The following is a 16882-nucleotide window of genomic DNA, read 5'->3' on the forward strand; positions in this document are numbered from 1 at the left end:
TCAGAAGGGGATCAGGCCGGCGACGGCGGGGAGGAAGGTGCTGAACCAGGGCACGGCGGCGAGGACGAGGAGGCCGACGAACACGGCGACCAGGTAGGGCCAGAAGTGCTTAAGGCTGTTTTCAACGGTTTCGCGGGCGGTGGCGCAGGCGACGTAGAAGCCTACGCCCGCGGGCGGGGCGAAGGAGCCGATGCCCATGGAGATGATGAGGACCATGGCGTACTGCACCGGGTTGACGCCGAAATCAGTGGCGATCGGCAACAGGAGCGGGGCGAAGATGAGCACCGCGGGCAGGCCTTCGAGAAGCTGGCCCATGATGACCAGCAGCACGATGGTGAAGAGCATGAACAGGACAGGAGAGTCTCCCAGGCCGGACATCAGGTCGTGGATCTGCTGCGAAACACCGGCGAGGGCAAGGGTCTGGGCCAGGGGCGAGGCCGCCGCGATGATGAACAGCACCATGCCCGCCGTCGTCGTGGTTTCACGCAGGGTGTCGCCAAGCAGGCGCTTGCTGCCGCGCCGGTATGCTGCCGCGAGGACGAACGCGTAGGCGACGGCGACGGAGGACACCTCGGTGGGGGTGGCGAATCCGCTCAGGATCCCCACGACCATGCCCACTGGCAGGAGGAGCGTGGGCAGCGCGAAGAAGGTGGCGGAACCCCGAGCCCGCCACGTGGCCTTGGCGCTGGGCACGCCTCCCTGCTTGCGCGCCCTCAGGAACACCAGGGCCATGACCACCAGGGCGAGGAACGCGGCAGGCACGAAGCCTGCCAGGAACAGGGTGGTGGTGGAGATGGTGGTGATGGAGCCCAGGATGAGCAGAACGATGCTGGGCGGAATGGTCTCGCCCATGATGGCCGACGCCGACAGGACCGCCACCACTTCGCCCCGCGGGTATTTACGCTCTTCGAGCATGCCGCGCATGGTGGTGCCAACGGCTGCGACGTCGGCGACTTTCGAGCCGGAGATGCCGGAGAAGATGTACATGGTGACCACCACCACCTGCAGCAGGCCGCCGCGGAGATGGCCGATGAGGGCGTCGACGAGCTTGGCCAGCGGCAGGGTCAGGCCCGCGGAGTTCATGACCGTGCCGGCGAGGATGAAGAACGGAATGGCAAGCAGCACGAAGCCCTTGGCGCCTGACGCCATGCCGATGGGGATGGCACTGACATCGGAGATGCCGCCCAGGTACAGGTAGATCCCCGAAGCGAGGGCCAGCACGAACGCAATGGGGAGTCCCAGGAACAGCAGGCCAAACAGGGCCACGAGGACCACCACGAGCAGGAGGTTCGGGGAGGCGTAGTAGAACAGCGGCGGTGAGACGAGGACGACGGCGACGAGCGCGGCCGCGATTCCGGCACCAACGACGGCGGGACGCCAAGGCTGCCGGCGGAGTTTGACCAGGGCAAACCAGGCGATGAGGACCATGCCCAGCGAGAAGGGCGTGTTGACCCAGAACACGGGCAGCTGAAGGATGGGGGTCTTTTCCTCGAGCTGCTGTACGAGGGTGGGCACGAACAGGGCAAGCGCTCCTGCGCTCATGACAAAGACGAGCCAGTCAACAAGGGCCGCGAGGTAGGGCTTCCAGGTTGCGGGCAGGCGCATGATGAGCGCCTGGACGGACATGTGGGCACCCTTGGGGTAGGCAATGGCGCCACCGATGAAGGCGATGGTCAGCAGGGCAATCTCGGACACTTCCTGGGTCCACAGCACCGAATCACCCGTAATGACGCGGACCGTGATGTTCAGGAGGATCACCACGAGCTCCGCGAGGATCGCTGCTCCCACAATCCATTCGAGCGTCTTGTCGAGCCATGCCGCACCGCTCCAGCGGGTTGGCACGTGATCGTGGTGAAGCATTTCCTCCGCTTCGAGGGGAAGGACTTCCTCGTAGTCCTGGGGAGCAACGGTGGGTTTCATGGTTTTCCAGACTGTCGACATTGATAGCGGGATCTCGGTGGGGAGTGGAGTGTTGGTGCGGGTGGGAGCCGGTTGCTCCCACCCGGCAGCGCTACTTCTTGCCGGCGAAGGCGATGGCCTGGTCGAAGAATTCCTTGCCGATGAGCTTGGAGAACTCCGGGTAGAGGCTTTCGGAGGCGGCCTTGAACCCGGCCAGTCCCTCCGCGCTGAGTTCGTTGGCTTTCATGCCCTTGGCTGTCAGCTCATCCAGTTGCTTCTTTGACTGTTCCTCGTCATAACCGGTTTTGAAGGTTGCCGTTTCTTCGGAAGCGGCGGTGAGGGCCTTCTTCTGGTCGTCGGTCAGGGAGTCCCACTTCTTCGAAGACAGTGCCAGGACCCAGGCATCGTTGATGTGGTTGGTCATCGAGACGTACTTCTGCACCTCGGAGAACTTGTTCGTCCAGGGCACCTCGATGGGGTTTTCCTGGCCGTCGATGGTTCCGGTCTGCAGGCCGGTGAAGACTTCCGAGAAGGCCATGGTGGTGGGGCTGGCCCCCAGCTTGCCGAAGAAATCAGTCCACAGGGTATTGCCCGGCACCCGGATCTTCAGGCCCTTCAGGTCGGACGGCTGCTCGATGGGGCGGACGGAGTTCGTGATTTCCCGGCCGGTGCGGGTCAGGAAGGACAGTGCCACCGTGTCCTTGGCCGCCAGTTTGTCCTTGAGGACCTTTCCGGGTTCTCCGGCGAGGAATGCCGCTTCCTCTTTCGTGTCAGAGAAGAGGTAGGGGATGCTGATGCCGTTCATCTCCGGGACTACCGAGGCGTAGACGGAGGTTGAGAGGATGAGGCCGTCGAGCGATCCGCCCTGCAACCGTGTCACTGCGGCGTTCTGGTCCCCGCTGAAGCTCGTGCCGTTGGGAACGACGGTCACCTGGACTGAGCCGTTGGAGGTCTTCTTGACCTGGTCGGCGAAATGCTGGGCGGTCACACCGACCGAGGAAGTCAGTGGGTCGGGTATGGAGAGCTGGATTTTGGCGACAGGTCCGGTCTGGCCGGCCTGCTGGGCGCCTGCGCAGCCGGCCAGCAGGGTCGCGGCCAGGCTGGTTGCCAGCACCCCGGTGATGGCGCGGGTGGTGAGTTTCATTCGATGCCTTTCTTCATTGGAAGGATGCGGTGCTGCGGGCAGACGCGGTGGTCGCAGGCTGCTGCGGGATTGGTTTGCCGGCCTGCACAACGGGCTCAGGCGACGGCGGCGGCTGTTGTGATGAGCGCTTCGGTTTCCCTGCGCAGTTCCAGGGCCTGGGACAAGGAGTCATCAATGATGACATCGTCCCAGCCAACGATCGCTCCCTTGGCGACATCGTTACGCAGCTCCACGTGGTGGGCCAGGGCGACGGGGAGGGCGCCGGTGGCCACCGAGTGCTTGGCGGAAACCAGCTTGCCCCAGACCGTGAAGCCGCCTTCGCCGTCGAGGAATTCTCCGGCTTTGAGGTCCTTCTTGGCCGTGGCCACGACGTCGCCGAAGAAGCCTACCGGCCCTCCGGTGGGGATGCCGCGGAGGGCTGCGTTGGCGATCGAGACGTTGAGCTCCAGTCCGACATAGTGGTAGGGGCGGTACAGGGCGGCGTACTGGCCGGTGGGGTCGGGGTGCCAGGGGTATTCATTGAAGCAGCCGGACACGTAACCATTGGTCGCCTTCACCACAACGAAGACGCCTTCCTGGGTGTTGTGGCTGATCCAGCTGCCATCGCGGTTGACGCTGGACATGACGTCGACGCTTCCTTCATGGGCCAGGGCGCCACCGACGGCGGCCGGGCGGCAGATCGTTGCGATTTCCTCGACGTTGCCGGGCGTGAAGCTGAGCCCGGAATCGGAGGGGGCGAGCCCAGCGCCGTTGGCTACCGCCGCCATTTCGATGGCGGCCTTGGTGCCGTCGCGGAACGAGGTGTGCATGTAGGGGTTGAGCTGCCCCGAGTCGGTTAGCTCCTTGGAGAACTCCCAGTTTTCCCAGACGTTGTCCGGGTTCATCTCGTGGTAGTGCTCCAGGTACTTCGCGCCCTTTCCCGCGCAGACGACGTCAAAGCCGCTGGTACGGGCCCAGTCGACGAGTTCCATGATGAGCGCCGGCTGGTCCCCGTAGGCCATGGAGTACACGACGCCTGCTTCTTCTGCCCGCCTGGCCAGTGCAGGGCCGGCCAGGGCATCCGCTTCGACGGTGACCATGATGATGTGCTTCCTGGTTTCGATCGCCTTCAAGGCGTGCTTGATGCCGACGATCGGATTGCCCGTGGCTTCGACAATGACGTCGATGTCGACGTCGAACAACTGGTCGGCGTTGGCAACGATGGCCGTGGAGCGTTCCCTCAGTGCCGTCGCGATGTCCGGGGCCACCTGCGCGGCGGGCCAGTCCACAAGGGCGAAGGCGCCCTCCGCGCGCTTGATGTTGATGTCCGCGATGGCGACGACATGGATGCCGGGAATGTTGTTCGCCTGCGCCAGGTACATCGTTCCGTAGCGTCCTGCGCCGATCAGGCCAACGCGGATGGGGCGGGATTGCTGCTCGCGGTCGCTGAGGAGTTTATGAAGGTTCACGGGAATCTCTCTGATGGGTGCCGGGGCAAAGAAATGCCCGTCCGGGTGATCGGATGGCGCAACTTCTTTGTCGTCTTTTTCCTGAAAACTGTCCGGAGTGGAACCGGTTCCACTTTTGTACCAGCCGGTGATAAGCTGTGTCAACGGTCACTCCAGGCCCTGGGCGTAACAGAAGCGGCAGGGCCGGGGGCAGCAGAAAAACGACGACAGGTCACGTGCCTCAAGGAGGAGCGGTGCGCAAAGCGCCTACTATTCGCGATGTAGCAGCGGCGGCGGGAGTGTCCGTTTCCGTGGTCTCGCGGGTCTTGAATCCGGATTCCGGACCTGTCGCGCCCGCCAAGCGGCAGGAGGTCCTGAGGGTCATTGAGGACCTGGGCTACCGGCCCCGGGCGGCCGCACGCGAGCTCAGCGCCGGGCATGCCCTCACCATCGGCCTCGTGGTCACGGACCTCTCGAATCCCTTCTTCGCCCGGCTCGCGGACAGGATCGTCTGGGAGGCGCGCAGCCATGGAGTGCAGGTCGTACTGATGACCACCCAGGAAGATCCGCACCTGGAGGCGGACTCCCTGGACACGCTGCTGGACCGTTCCGTCAGCGGCGTCATAGCCACCCCCACGGGCGGCAACATCGAAAAATGGCGGCGCCTGCGCGACCTTGGCGTCAACGTCGTCTTCATCGACCGCACCATAGAAGAACTGGAAGACGTCGACGTTGTCAGTATTGAAAACTTCGACTCGGCCCGGCGCTCCACCGACCACCTCATCAGCCTCGGCCACACCCGCATAGGGCTGGTCACCGGCCCCCTCACCACGTCCACCGGCAGCGCCCGCGTCAACGGCTACAAGGCAGCCCACCACGCCGCGTCCCTGCCCGTGGACCCGCTGCTCATCCGTGATGTTCCCTTCCGCGGAGACGCAGGCGGGGACGCCGTCGGATCATTGTTGTCGATGCACCAGCCGCCCACGGCCCTCATCGTCGCCAACACCGCCCAGGTCCAAAGCTCAGTCCGCCGGCTGGTCCAAATGGGCACACGCATCCCGGAAGAACTTTCCCTCATCGTCTTCGATGACAACCCCTGGACGGAGCTGACCACGCCCCCGCTGAACGTGATCCGGCAACCCCTGGACATGCTCGCCGTCCACGCCCTTGAACTGGTCCTCGGGCGGATGCAGGGCAAGCTTCCCGACGGCGCACGACGGATCGAAGTTAGAGCCGATTACCTGCCCCGCAACAGCTGCGCACCGCTGGTTTCCGCGGTCCCGCGCTGATGGGTGTGCGGTAGGTACCCCCCAAACGGGTACCTACCCCGCGGCGGTTCCACACCGGGCGAAAATGGGGTAGGCGGCACCCTTTCAGCGGGTTTTACGGAACGCGTACCCTGACCCTGCAGGCGCAAATGGGCGCCGGTGCAGCGCATTCACGGCTCGCTGGGCAGCTGATAAAACGCCCCGCCCGGGGCGTTTCCTGTCATCCATGTCCGTAGCAGGAGACACCCATGTTCGATCGCAGTTTCGCGGTTCTTGCTGCCGCCCTGGCCACGCTTGTTCCGGACGGAACGCCGGCGGAATCGTCGGACGTAACCTCCGATGCCCCCACCACGTACGTCGATTGTCCGCTCGAGCGCATCGGCACCCAGTTGGTCCGCTGCGACAACCTCACCGGGGCCGGGGTGAGCGCGCCCTTCTGGATTCCCGAGCAGACGTAAGAGCGATGCCGCGGGTCAGTACTGGCCGGTTCAGTATTGACCCTTGATCACGAAGTACGAGCCGCGGATCGTACCCGCGAGCTTGGACTTCTGGCGGGCGAACTTGAAGCGTGAGGCAAGCTCCTCCGGGACCTCCATGCCGTCGGAAAGCTTGAACCCGACGGCCCGCTTCGCTCCGTCCTCCAGCCCGTACATCACGTTGATCGCCAGCCCGGACTCGTAAAACACATACGCCATCCGCAGCCCGTCCACCTCAAAGGAGGACACCTCAAGGGGCTTTGAGGAGATCACCAGTTCCCGCTCCGCGGAGAGGATGGTGTTGACGTAGTCGAGCACGCCAGGGGCTTCCTCCGCTGGCGTGACGGTGAAATCATGGTCGTACTTGTTCTTGTAGTAGCGCGCTTCGTTGGCCCGAAGCCCGGCGAGCGCGTCCGCCACCGGCGACGATTCCAGGCCGGTGGTGGACACGTTCTTGAAATCCACGGTGTACGGCATAAGTCCTCCAGGTAAAAGGGATGGTCCTTGCGCACATCCTTGCAGATCCGGCCCGGGCCGTGCACCCGGTTCCCGTCCGGGCCCGGCTGTTAACCCCACAAAAATGACAAGGAGATTGGAGTGGGCAACTTCATCGCCTACCTGGACACCTCGGAGGTCCGCCCGGGCAAGCTGGATGAACTCAAGGAGGCGATGGCCGGGCTTGCCGCGTTTGTGGAGCAGAACGAGCCGCAGATCCTCTCGTACTGCGTCTATTTCTCGGAGGACGGATCCACCATGAAGGTCCTGCACCTCCACACCGGCCTTGCCTCGCTGGAGCTGCACCTGACGGTGGCAGGCGCCAAGTTCCCTCCAGTAGCCCCGCTCATCACGATGAAGTCCATCGAGGTCTTCGGACACCCCACCGAGGACCTCCTGGCCCGGCTCCGGGCCAAGGCACGGCTCCTCGGGACCGGCGCCGTCACCGTCCACGAGGTCCACGCCGGGTTCGCCCGCTTCCTCACGGCATAAGCAGCCAGCGCGCCCTACGCCTGAGGGTCAGTGCCGCGGTACGTCAGCTGCCGGATCAACACCTCCCCGTCGACGGCGAAGACACCAAAAGCGCGGCCGGTGAATGCCTGGGCGGTTTCGAAAGCCCAGTGCCTCCCGTCGAGTTCGGCCAGCAGCACGTCCCCGCCATCGGCGTCCTGCCCTGCAGCTTTGGCGAGGAGCCTGATCCGGTCACCGCCGACGGCACCAGCGCTGAAGTCCCGCGGGGGCGGGGTGGTCACGATTGCCAGCTCCACGTGGCCACAGGGAAGCTGCGCTTCCCAGGTGCGGTCGAAGCCGGCGACGACGGCGTGCGCCGCCACCCTGATGGTGTCCCCCACTTGCGCGGCTTCCACACCGAACCAGTTGTCCTCGGCGTTGCGGACGCCGAGTCCGCCTGCGCCGGAACTGACATCGAGCACCGCGCGGCATTCCATCCCCAGGTGGCGCTGCCGCTGTCCAAGGAACGTTGCCCGGGGCGATCCCAGCGTGCTCCCGTCGCCCTTGAGCACCAGGCCGGCCGGCGTCGGCGCTGCAATCTCCGCGGGCATCCTGCGCACACCGATCCAGGCGGCACCTTCCAGCCCTGCGCCGTTGCCGAAGTCGTACCCGGCCCGTTCGGAGGGACTCCCGGTAACCAGCGGCAGCCGGGCGTGGGGCCACCCGTCAATCCAGTCCACCGCGGCCAGGAACGTCTCACGGCCAAGAGGTGAGAAGGCCTGGGTGAGGCCCAGCGGACGGACGCCCAGCAGGACCATGGCCGTCCTGCCGTCGGGAAGGTCCACCAGGTCTGCGTGCCCTGTGTTCTGGACGGGGGAACCGGTCCCCGCCGCGGTGAGGACCGGATTGTGCGGCGCCGTGTCGAAGGGCCCGTCCGGGCGCCGCGAACGCGCCACGGTAACGGCGTGTCCGCGGTCCGTCCCGCCCTCGGCTGCCATCAGGTACCACCAGTCGCCGCGTTTGTAGAGGTGTGGTCCTTCCGGCGAGTAGAGCCCGCTTCCGGACCACAACGGGCGCGGGGTTTCCAATGCCCGGCCGGTGGCGAGGTCCACCCGGACCTGCTGGATCCCGTCCGGGTGCCGGGCAAACGTCACGTAGGCGGTTCCATCCCCATCCCAGGCAAGATCCGGGTCGATGCCGTCCACGGCATCGATGACAATCCCGTCGCTCCACGGCCCTGCGGCATCCTCTGCCGTGAAGACGACGCACCCCCGGCCGCCCAGGAAGACGGTGACGATGAGATAGAAGATCCCGTCGTGGTACCGAAGGGTCGGCGCCCACACCCCACCGGGCGTGGGCACATCGGCAAGCTGGACCTGCTCCTCCCGGGTGGCCACGTGGCCAATGAGGCACCAGCTCTCCAGGTCATCGCTGTGATAAATGGGCAGGCCGGGCAGGTATTCGAAGGACGAGGTGGCAACGTAATAGCCGCCGGGTGCGCGGACGATGCTGGGATCCGGATTGAAGCCCGGAAGGATGGGGTTGGCGGCCATCGGGCTACTTCACGAGCACGCCGGTTAGGGCGCCAAAGAAGTGCGTCCCGCCGCCCACGCTGTGCCGCGCACCGTCCGGAAGCACGACGTCGGCCGCCACCCCGCCGGGGACGGTCGCCTCGAGCCGGAACTCCCCGCCGTCGTGCGTCCACTCGACGCGGACCTCTCCGTGCGGGGTCTTCAACGACGTCCTGGCCCAGTCGATCCCCTCCCCCGGCCGCGGCTGGATCAGCACGCGCGCGTAGCCGGGCGCGAGGGGACGGATGCCGCCGATGGCCTTGTGCATCCAGTCCGCCACCGCGCCGAGGGCGTAGTGGTTGAAGCTCGTCATCTCGCCCGGGTTGATGGTGCCGTCCGGGAGCATGGAGTCCCAGCGTTCCCAGACGGTGGTGGCACCCATCGTCACCGGGTACAGCCACGACGGGCAGCCCTCCTCCAGCAGCAGCCGGTAGGCCTCGTCCACGTGCCCGGTGTCCGTGAGGGCGTGGGTGATGAACGGGGTCCCGGCGAACCCGGTGGACACCCGGTAGCCGTTGCCCCGGACCAGTTCGGCAAGGCGGTTGCCGGCGAATTCCCGCAGCTCCGGGGTGGCCAGCACGTCGAAGGCGATGGCGAGCGCGTACACGGTGGTGCAGTCGCTGCGGATGGTGCCGCCGGGCGCCACGTAGTGTTCAGCGAAGGCTGCCCGTACCCGGGCGGCGAGCGCTTCAAAGTGTGCCTCGTCGTCGTGCCTTCCCAGCAGCCCGGCGGCCTGCGCGGTGAGCCGCGCGGTGCGGTACATGCACGCGGTGGCCACGACGGCGGTGTCCGCCTTCGCTGCCCACGGCTGGTCCGGCGCGGCATCCGGGTCCAGCCAGTCGCCGAACTGGAAGCCGGAGTCCCACAGCCCGGCCGGTGACAGCAGGCCCTCCACCCGGCGGGTGTGCGCGGCCATCGAGTCGTACTGTGCATCCAGCACGCCCAGGTCCCCATACGCCTCCCACAGCGCCCACGGCACCCATACGGACGCCTCGCTCCACAGCGCGGAGGACTCCGGCGCGGGGAATTGCGGCGGCTGCGGGCAGTACTTCAGGACGTCCGGGACCACAATGGGCACCAGCCCGTCCTGCGCCTTCTGCTCGGCGGCGAGGTCCAGCAGCCAGTCCTGCAGGAAGCCCCTGACGTCGTATAGGTAGGCGGCGGTGGGGGCGAAGACGGCGATGTCGCCCGTCCAGCCGAGGCGTTCGTCACGCTGCGGGCAGTCGGTGGGCAGGTCCAGGAAGTTGCCGCGCAGCCCCCAGACGATGTTGCGGTGCAGCTGGTTGACGAGCTCGTTGGAGCACTCGAAAGTCCCAATGCGCTCCAGGTCGGAGTGGACCACCACGGCCTCCAGGTCGTCCGGCGCCAGGGTCCCGGGCCAGCCGGTGACCTCGGCGTAGCGGAAACCGTGGAAGGTCTTGGTGGGCTCGAATGTATCCAGGCCGCCGGAGAGGACAAATGTGTCCGTTGCCTTGGCCGACCGCAGCGGACGGACGCCCAGTTCCCCGTCCTCCAGCACCTCGGCATGCCGCACGGTGATGGCCTGCCCTGCCTCCCCCCGCACGCTGAACCGCAGCCACCCCACCAGGTTCTGGCCGAAGTCCACCAGGGTCCTCCCGGCGGATGAGGTTAAGACTTCCACGGGACGGACGACGCCGGCACGCACCACGGGCGGGCCCACCGGCTCAGCCAGCCGGCCGCCGTCGAACGCCAGTTCCCGGACACCGGCCCAGTCTGTGCCGGGCACGAAGCCGGGCGCCGCCCAGCCTGGTTGGTTGCGGCGCGCGTCGATGGTCTGGCCGTCGTACAGGTCGTTGAAGGTGGTGGCGGACGGGCCGGCCTGCCACGTGGTGTCCGATGCGACGGACTGCACGTGGCCGTCGGCGAATTCGATGTCCAGCTGCCCGAAAAAGCCCAGCTCGCTGCCGTACAGGTTGGACAGCCCGTGCCAGGCCAGCCGTCCGCGGTACCAGCCGTTGCCCAGTTCCACCCCGAGGACACTCGTGGGCGTCACCAGGGACTTGACGTCGTAGCTCCGGCAGCGGAGCCGCCACTCGTAGGAGCTCCAGCCGGGGCTCAGGACGTCCGGGCCCACCGGAGTGCCGTTGATGAAGGCCTCGTAGATGCCGAAGGCGGTGGCACGGAGCGTCGCCTGCACCACGTCACCGTGCCCCTCCTCAAGGGCGAATTCCTTGCGGAGGCGAGGCGCGCCGTCGAAGTCCTGTTCGGGCGTGATCATGGCGGCGTGCCAGGGGGTGGGTGTCATGCGGAGATGGTCCGTTCTGAAGTAGGTCAAGGAATCTAGGCGTAGTGGCAGGCGACGTCGGCCGTGCCCACAGGGCGCAGCGCTGGCCGCTCGCTGGCGCAGAGGTCGGTGGCCAGGGGGCAGCGGAGCCGGAAGGGGCAGCCGCCCGGCCCGGGGACTGCGGCGGCGCCGGTGCGGACGCCCAGGGACTCGCGGGCTTCGCGCCGGGCGGCCTGTTCGGCGGGCCGCGGCACGGGGGAGGCGGCCACCAACGCCTGCGTGAACGGGTGCCGCGGGTTTTCGGTGACGTCCGCGGCCGGCCCGGTTTCCATCACCTGTCCGCGGTAGAGCACCACCACGCGCTGGGCCAGGAACTGGACCACGGCGATGTCGTGGGCGATGAACAGGTAGCTCAGGCCGCGTTCGTCGCGGAGGTCGGCCAGCAGGTTGAGGACCTGGGCCTGGGTGGAGAGGTCCAGGGCGCTGACGGCTTCGTCGCAGACCACCAGCTTCGGGTCGCAGATCAGGGCGCGGGCCACCGAGATGCGTTGCCGCTGGCCGCCGGAGAACTGGCTCGGGTACCGGTCCACGGCCTCGCGCGGCAGACCGACGCGTTCCAGCATCTCCTCGGCCTTGGCCCGGGCCTCGGCCGGGGACGCGCCGCGCAGGCGGAGCGGTTCGGCCAGCGAGGTGCCGATGGTGTTCCGCGGGTTCAGGGAGGAATTGGGGTCCTGGAAGACCGCGCGCAGCGCCCCGCCCAGGGCCCGGCGCTGCGCGGGGCCGGCGGACGTGATGTCCCGGCCCTGGTAGCTGATGGACCCGCCGGAAACCTTCTGCAGCCCCAGGACCGCTTTGCCGATGGTGGACTTCCCGGAGCCGGACTCCCCCACCAGGCCCACGGTTTCACCGGACGCGATGCTGAAGCTGACGTGGTCGACGGCGGCCGGCGCTGCGGCTGCCTTGCGTCCCCAGCCGTAGCGGACCACCAGATCCTTCACCTCCAGCAGGGGGGCCGTGGCGGGGTCCTGCGAGGGGTCGCGGCGTTCCGTGACTGCGGTGCTCATGCCAGGTCCTTTTCAATCGCGGAGTGGTTCGTGCCGGCCGGGCTGACCGGGAGGAGGCGGACGGCGGGTACATCCGTGGCCAGCCAGTCCATGCCTTCGACGGCGAGCTGGTCGGCCTTGACGCAGCGCACCAGGCCGTCGCCGGTGCCGGACGCCAGGAGCGGGACGGGGTCCGTGCAGGCGGAGCCGGCGAACTGGCAGCGCGCCGCGAAGCGGCAGCCGGTGGGCCAGTCCTTGGGCTGGGGCACCTGGCCGCTGATGGTGGCGAGGCGTTCCGGCATGGTGTCGGCGTCGTTGGCGTGCGGGTCTGCGGCAAGCAGGGCCAGGGTGTAGGGGTGGCGGGGGTCGTCCAGGATGTCAGCGGTCTTCCCGTTTTCCACCACCTGCCCGGCGTACATGACGGCCACCTGGTCGCAGATGTCCGCCACCACGCCAAGGTCGTGGGTCACCATCACCACGGACATGCCGGAATCCTTCACCAGGGCCCGGAGCAGGGACAGGATTTCGGCCTGCACGGTGACGTCCAGTGCAGTGGTGGGTTCGTCCGCCACCAGCAGTCTGGGCTGCCCGGAGAGCGCCAGTGCGATGGCCACGCGCTGGGCCATGCCGCCGCTGATCTGGTGCGGGTACGTCCTCAGGATGCGTTCAGCATCCACGATGCCAACCTTCTCCAGCAGGCTCCGGGCCTCCTGGCGCGCCCCGGCCCTGCCCATCCCGCGGAGCCGGCGGATCGCCGCGGTGAGCTGGTAGCCCACGGTGAACATCGGATCCAGGGCCCGCATGGGCTCCTGGCTGATGAGCGCGATCCCGCGGCCGCGGACGGCTTCCATGTCCCTGTCCGTGGTGGCGGCCAGGTTCCTGCCGTTCCAGAGGATCTGCCCGCCCGTCACGGACACTCCGGAAGGCAGCAGGCCGAGCAGGGACAGCGCGGTCATGGTCTTGCCGCAGCCGGACTCACCCACCAGGCCAAGGACCGAGCCGGGTGCGACGTCGAAGGAGACATCGGTGACCGGGCGCACGCCGTTGCCCGAACCTGCAGAATCCACGCCGACCGACAGGTTGCGGACGCTGAGCGCCCCCTGCCCGTCGTTGTTTGGTGCCGGCGCGAACCCGGAAGCCGGTTCGGCCGCCGCGATGGCGGCCACCGCTTTGGCGCGCTGCCTGCGGGCTGCCGCCGAAGGCAAGTGCGGGGCGGCGGCGTTGGGTGCCTTGCCGAGGGCGTTGCCGATGGCGTTGGCGGACAGCACCGTCAGTGCCAGCACGGCGCCTGTGGGCACCATCATCCACGGGGCGTCGTAGACGTGCTGGGAGGCGCCCTGGATCATGCCGCCCCAGCTGGGCTGCGGGATGGGCGGTCCGAATCCAATGAACGCCAGGCCGGCCTGGATCAGCATGCCCACGGCGAAGATGAGCGCCGCCTGGACCACGATGGTGTTGGCCAGGCCCGGCAGGACGTGGCGGAGGCTGATGCCCAGCGGGCTGAGTCCGTCCACCGTGGCGGCGTCTACATAGAGCTGGGACTGCAGGGACTTGGCCTGGCCCAGGATCACCCGGTAGATCCCGGCGGACATCAGGATGCCGAGGATGGCCATGACCACGGGGATGTTGGTTCCCACCGCGCCGATGACCGCCAGGATGATCACGGTGCCGGGCAGGGACATCATGACTTCGGTGACCCGGCTGATCACCGCTTCCACCCGCTCGCCCGCACCGGCAGCGGCCATGGCCAGTATGGTGCCAAGTCCGACGCCGACAATCACCGTGATCAGCGACGTTCCCAGGGTGCCGGCCGCGGCGGCGAAGATGCGGCTGAGGATGTCCCGGCCCAGTTCGTCGGTGCCCAGCCAGTGCGCGGCGGTGGGGCCGGAGAGGACCGCGGTGAAATCCTGGTCCTCTGTCTTGAACGGCAGCCAGAGCGGGGAGGTCAGTGACGCTGCAACCAGCGCGGCGAGCCAGACGATGCCGGCCACTGCGCCGGGCGAGGTGGGCAGCCGGTGCCGGGACAACCTGGTGACCGCCGCTTTGCCGGCGCTGCGCGCGGGCGCTGCGGACGCCGTCGTGCTTGCTGGCTGGTCCGCATCCGAGGGGGCCGGGGCGATGGAGGGAATCATGAGGCACGCAACTTCGGGTCGAGGAACTTGGTGGCCAGTTCCAGCACCAGGTTGACGGCGACCACCACCACGGTGGCGATCACCACCACGCCCTGTACGGCGGGGGCGTCGTGGGTGCTGACGGAGGACTGGACGGCCTGGCCCAGGCCGGGCATGGCGAACAGCTGCTCGGCGATGACGGATCCGCCGAACAGGCCGATGAACTGCAGGGCGATGCCGGCCACGATGGGCAGGCTGGCGTAGCGCAGGGCATGGACGTAGAGGATCTTCCACGTCGGGGTGGCCGTGGCACGCAGCGTGCGGATGTGCTCCTGCTGCAGCGCCTCAAGCATGGAGGCCCTGGTCTGGCGGGCGATAAAGGCGGCACCGCCCACTGCCAAGGTGATCACCGGCAACGCGAGGGACAACGCCCAGTCCTGCGGTGAAACCTCAAAGGGCACGTAGCCGGTGGCCGGGAACACCGAGGACTGGACGGCGAACAGGTAGACGAAGATGATGCCCACCCAGAAGGCCGGCAGGGCGACCAGCAGTCCCACGAATCCGCCGATGGCCTGGTCGAGGAACCCGCCGCGGACCGCCGCGGTTACTCCCAGGGCGATACCCAGGACGGCGCTGAGGATGGTGGCGCCGGCGGCGAGGGACGCCGTGACCGGCAGGCGTGCCGCCAAGTCCGCGCTGACGGAGCGGCCGTCGATCAGCGAGACGCCCAGGTTGCCCTGCACGGCGTCCCCCAGCCAGCGGAAGAACTGGGTGACGAGCGGATCGTTCCAGCCCAGCTGCTGGTTGAGCTGGTTGATGGCATCCTGGGAGGCGCCGGCTCCGAGGGACACGGCCCCGGGGCTGCCCGGCATGGCGTGCACCAGCAGGAACGCCAGCACCGCAACCACCAGCACCGTAGCGAGCGCCATCAGCAGGCGCTTGGCAACGAACATTGCCATGGGTGACCTCCCTTGGTCAGGCCCGGCGCCCCCAGGTAGACAGGGGCGCCGGGCGCGTTGGATCAGTTGGTGGGCTTGTAGGAGGAGAGCAGCGGGTAGGCGTTGGTGCCCGCGAACTTCACTTCCTGGACCTTCTTGGTGTTGTAGCCCCAGTTGGACAGCGACTCATACAGGGGGACCAGCCAGCCGGACTCCACCAGGCGGGTATTCAGCTTGGTCAGGGCCACCTTCTTCGCGGCGTCGTCCTTGGCGGCCGCCACTTCGCCGGTAGCGGCGGTGAGCTGCTCATCGGTGGCTTTCTGGACGTTGGTGAAGCCATTCAGGATGGCCCCAAACATCAGGCCCGTCGGGTTGTCCCAGCTCAGGGGTGAGTAGCCCAGCGGGGTGGTGGCGACCGCGGCGAAGGCCTCATCGGTGGAGGCGGCCATCTTCACGTTCATGGTGATGCCGACGGCGGCGAGGTCCTTCTGGACGGCCTGCAGATCCGTCTGGGTCTGGGCGCCGGCGATAATGGTGAACTCGAAGCCGTTGGGGTAGCCGGCCTCGGCCAGCAGGCTCTTGGCCTTCTCCGGGTTGTAGGCGAACTCGGTGTTCAGGGCCTCGGTGAAGCCGGCGGAATCCTTGGGCAGGGCGTTCCAGGCGGGGACGTCACCCTTGTGCAGCGCATCCACCAGGGCCTGCCGGTTGATGGCGTACTGGATGGCCTGGCGGACCTTTTCGCTGCCGAACGCGGGTGCGGTCTTACCGGTCTTGTCGAAGGAGATCATGGTCTGGACGGTTCCGCCGATCTGCGAGACGCCCACGCTCTTGGACTTGGCGAAGTCAACGGTGGGTGATGTCAGCTGGGCAACGTCGGCCTGGCCGGACACCAGGGCGTTGGCGCGGGCCTGCGGGTCCATGATCACGCTGAAGGTGATCTTCTTGTACGCGTAGTCGGCTGCGTCGGCGCTCTTGTCGTTCTTGACCATCACGTATTTATTGCCCTTCACCGTGGACGGATCCAGTGTGTACGGGCCGGAGCCGTCCGGGGTTGTGGCCAGGCTGGCGGAGTCGGTGACGCCGTTCTTGCCTACGATCATGCCCATGGTGGAAGTCAGGTTCTTTTCAAAGCCCGGCTGCGGCTTGGCGAAGGTGATGGCCACCTTGGTGGGGCTGACGACGTCGACACTTGCGATTTCCTGGGCCCCGCCCTTGGCGATGGCTGAGTAGGCACTCAGGGCGGTATCGGAGCGGCGGTCGAAGTTTGCCTTCACCAAGGCGGCGTCCAGCGTGGAGCCGTCGGTGAAGGTGATGCCCTCCTTGAGGGTGAGGGTCAGGACGGTGTTGTCCGCGTTGTAGTCGAAGGCGGTGGCCAGGCCGGGTCCGGTGCTGCCGTCGGGCTGGAGTTCCAGCAGGTTGTCGTACAGGCCCTCCATGAACTGGCGCTGTGCGTCGGAAACCCGCAGCGGGTCGTAGCCGAAGGAGCCCGAGTCGCTCTCGACACCGATGGTGAGGGTGGTCTTGTCAACGGAGTTGGCAGCCTGGGAGCTGCCTCCGCCGCAGGCGGCCAGGGAACCCATCAGCAGCGCGCCGGCCAGAACGGCGGAGCTCGCACGGGCGGTGGAGTTCGGAAGTTTCATGTAGTGCGCCTTTGCATTCTGATGTGATGACGGAGAAACGGTTGCGGGGGCTGGCTAGCTCGCCGGCTCCCTTCAAGAATCGGCCGGGGCCGCGGCCGCCAGACATGACAATGTCATTGATTGAAAATGTATTGTGGCGGCGGTCACGCGGCCGGACAGGATGGGTGGAGGCAGA

13 protein-coding genes are annotated in these 16882 nt (G+C 67.2%); 3 read left to right on the top strand and 10 right to left on the bottom strand.

What is annotated here, in order from left to right; all coding sequences use genetic code 11:
• The 3 genes from ACYSM9_RS01640 to ACYSM9_RS01650 all read right to left on the bottom strand — a co-directional run bounded on the left by ACYSM9_RS01640 (nucleotide 1) and on the right by ACYSM9_RS01650 (nucleotide 4491).
• Complete coding sequence (locus ACYSM9_RS01640; RefSeq protein ID WP_461855248.1) at nucleotides 1–1920, bottom strand: TRAP transporter large permease; 1920 nt, start codon at nucleotides 1918–1920, stop codon at nucleotides 1–3.
• 91 nt (nucleotides 1921–2011) lie between these two features.
• Nucleotides 2012–3043 carry a DctP family TRAP transporter solute-binding subunit gene (locus ACYSM9_RS01645; protein ID WP_461855249.1) on the bottom strand — a complete coding sequence of 344 codons (1032 nt, stop codon included), beginning with the start codon at nucleotides 3041–3043 and terminating at the stop codon, nucleotides 2012–2014.
• A 95-nt stretch (nucleotides 3044–3138) separates the two neighbouring features.
• A complete protein-coding gene (locus tag ACYSM9_RS01650; protein ID WP_461855250.1) occupies nucleotides 3139–4491 on the bottom strand; it encodes an NAD(P)H-dependent oxidoreductase in 1353 nt (450 codons plus the stop codon).
• 233 nt (nucleotides 4492–4724) lie between these two features.
• Between ACYSM9_RS01650 and ACYSM9_RS01655 the strand changes: the two genes are divergently transcribed.
• Complete coding sequence (locus ACYSM9_RS01655) at nucleotides 4725–5759, top strand: LacI family DNA-binding transcriptional regulator (RefSeq protein WP_461855251.1); 1035 nt, start codon at nucleotides 4725–4727, stop codon at nucleotides 5757–5759.
• 227 nt (nucleotides 5760–5986) lie between these two features.
• On the top strand, nucleotides 5987–6196 hold the full coding sequence (locus tag ACYSM9_RS01660) for a hypothetical protein (protein WP_461855252.1): 210 nt from the start codon (nucleotides 5987–5989) through the stop codon (nucleotides 6194–6196).
• A gap of 30 nt (nucleotides 6197–6226) precedes the next feature.
• On the opposite strand, the gene ACYSM9_RS01665 is transcribed toward ACYSM9_RS01660, so the two are convergent.
• Nucleotides 6227–6691: a phage tail protein gene (locus ACYSM9_RS01665; protein ID WP_461855253.1), complete on the bottom strand. Its 465-nt coding sequence runs from the start codon at nucleotides 6689–6691 to the stop codon at nucleotides 6227–6229.
• A 120-nt stretch (nucleotides 6692–6811) separates the two neighbouring features.
• Between ACYSM9_RS01665 and ACYSM9_RS01670 the strand changes: the two genes are divergently transcribed.
• On the top strand, nucleotides 6812–7201 hold the full coding sequence (locus ACYSM9_RS01670) for a hypothetical protein (protein WP_461855254.1): 390 nt from the start codon (nucleotides 6812–6814) through the stop codon (nucleotides 7199–7201).
• Nucleotides 7202–7215: 14 nt separating this feature from the next.
• Here ACYSM9_RS01670 and ACYSM9_RS01675 read toward each other — a convergent pair whose 3' ends face one another.
• The 6 genes from ACYSM9_RS01675 to ACYSM9_RS01700 all read right to left on the bottom strand — a co-directional run bounded on the left by ACYSM9_RS01675 (nucleotide 7216) and on the right by ACYSM9_RS01700 (nucleotide 16707).
• Nucleotides 7216–8712 (bottom strand): glycoside hydrolase family 43 protein, encoded by a 1497-nt coding sequence (locus tag ACYSM9_RS01675; RefSeq protein ID WP_461855255.1) that lies wholly within the window; start codon nucleotides 8710–8712, stop codon nucleotides 7216–7218.
• Between the two features lie 4 nt (nucleotides 8713–8716).
• Entirely contained in the window at nucleotides 8717–10996 is a 2280-nt protein-coding gene (locus ACYSM9_RS01680) for a family 78 glycoside hydrolase catalytic domain (RefSeq protein WP_461855256.1), read from the bottom strand.
• Nucleotides 10997–11031: 35 nt separating this feature from the next.
• Nucleotides 11032–12039 (bottom strand): oligopeptide/dipeptide ABC transporter ATP-binding protein, encoded by a 1008-nt coding sequence (locus ACYSM9_RS01685; RefSeq protein ID WP_461855257.1) that lies wholly within the window; start codon nucleotides 12037–12039, stop codon nucleotides 11032–11034.
• Entirely contained in the window at nucleotides 12036–14150 is a 2115-nt protein-coding gene (locus ACYSM9_RS01690; protein WP_461855258.1) for a dipeptide/oligopeptide/nickel ABC transporter permease/ATP-binding protein, read from the bottom strand. Before ACYSM9_RS01690 ends, ACYSM9_RS01685 begins: the two co-directional genes overlap by 4 nt.
• Entirely contained in the window at nucleotides 14147–15088 is a 942-nt protein-coding gene (locus ACYSM9_RS01695; protein WP_461855259.1) for an ABC transporter permease, read from the bottom strand. The genes ACYSM9_RS01690 and ACYSM9_RS01695 overlap by 4 nt, the downstream gene beginning before the upstream one ends.
• Nucleotides 15089–15150: 62 nt before the next feature.
• The gene (locus ACYSM9_RS01700) at nucleotides 15151–16707 is read right to left on the bottom strand and encodes an ABC transporter substrate-binding protein (protein ID WP_461855260.1); all 1557 of its coding nucleotides are present in this window, start codon (nucleotides 16705–16707) and stop codon (nucleotides 15151–15153) included.
• Between the last annotated feature and the right edge of the window lie 175 nt (nucleotides 16708–16882).

The sequence above is a fragment of the Arthrobacter sp. C152 genome, from assembly GCF_054890965.1.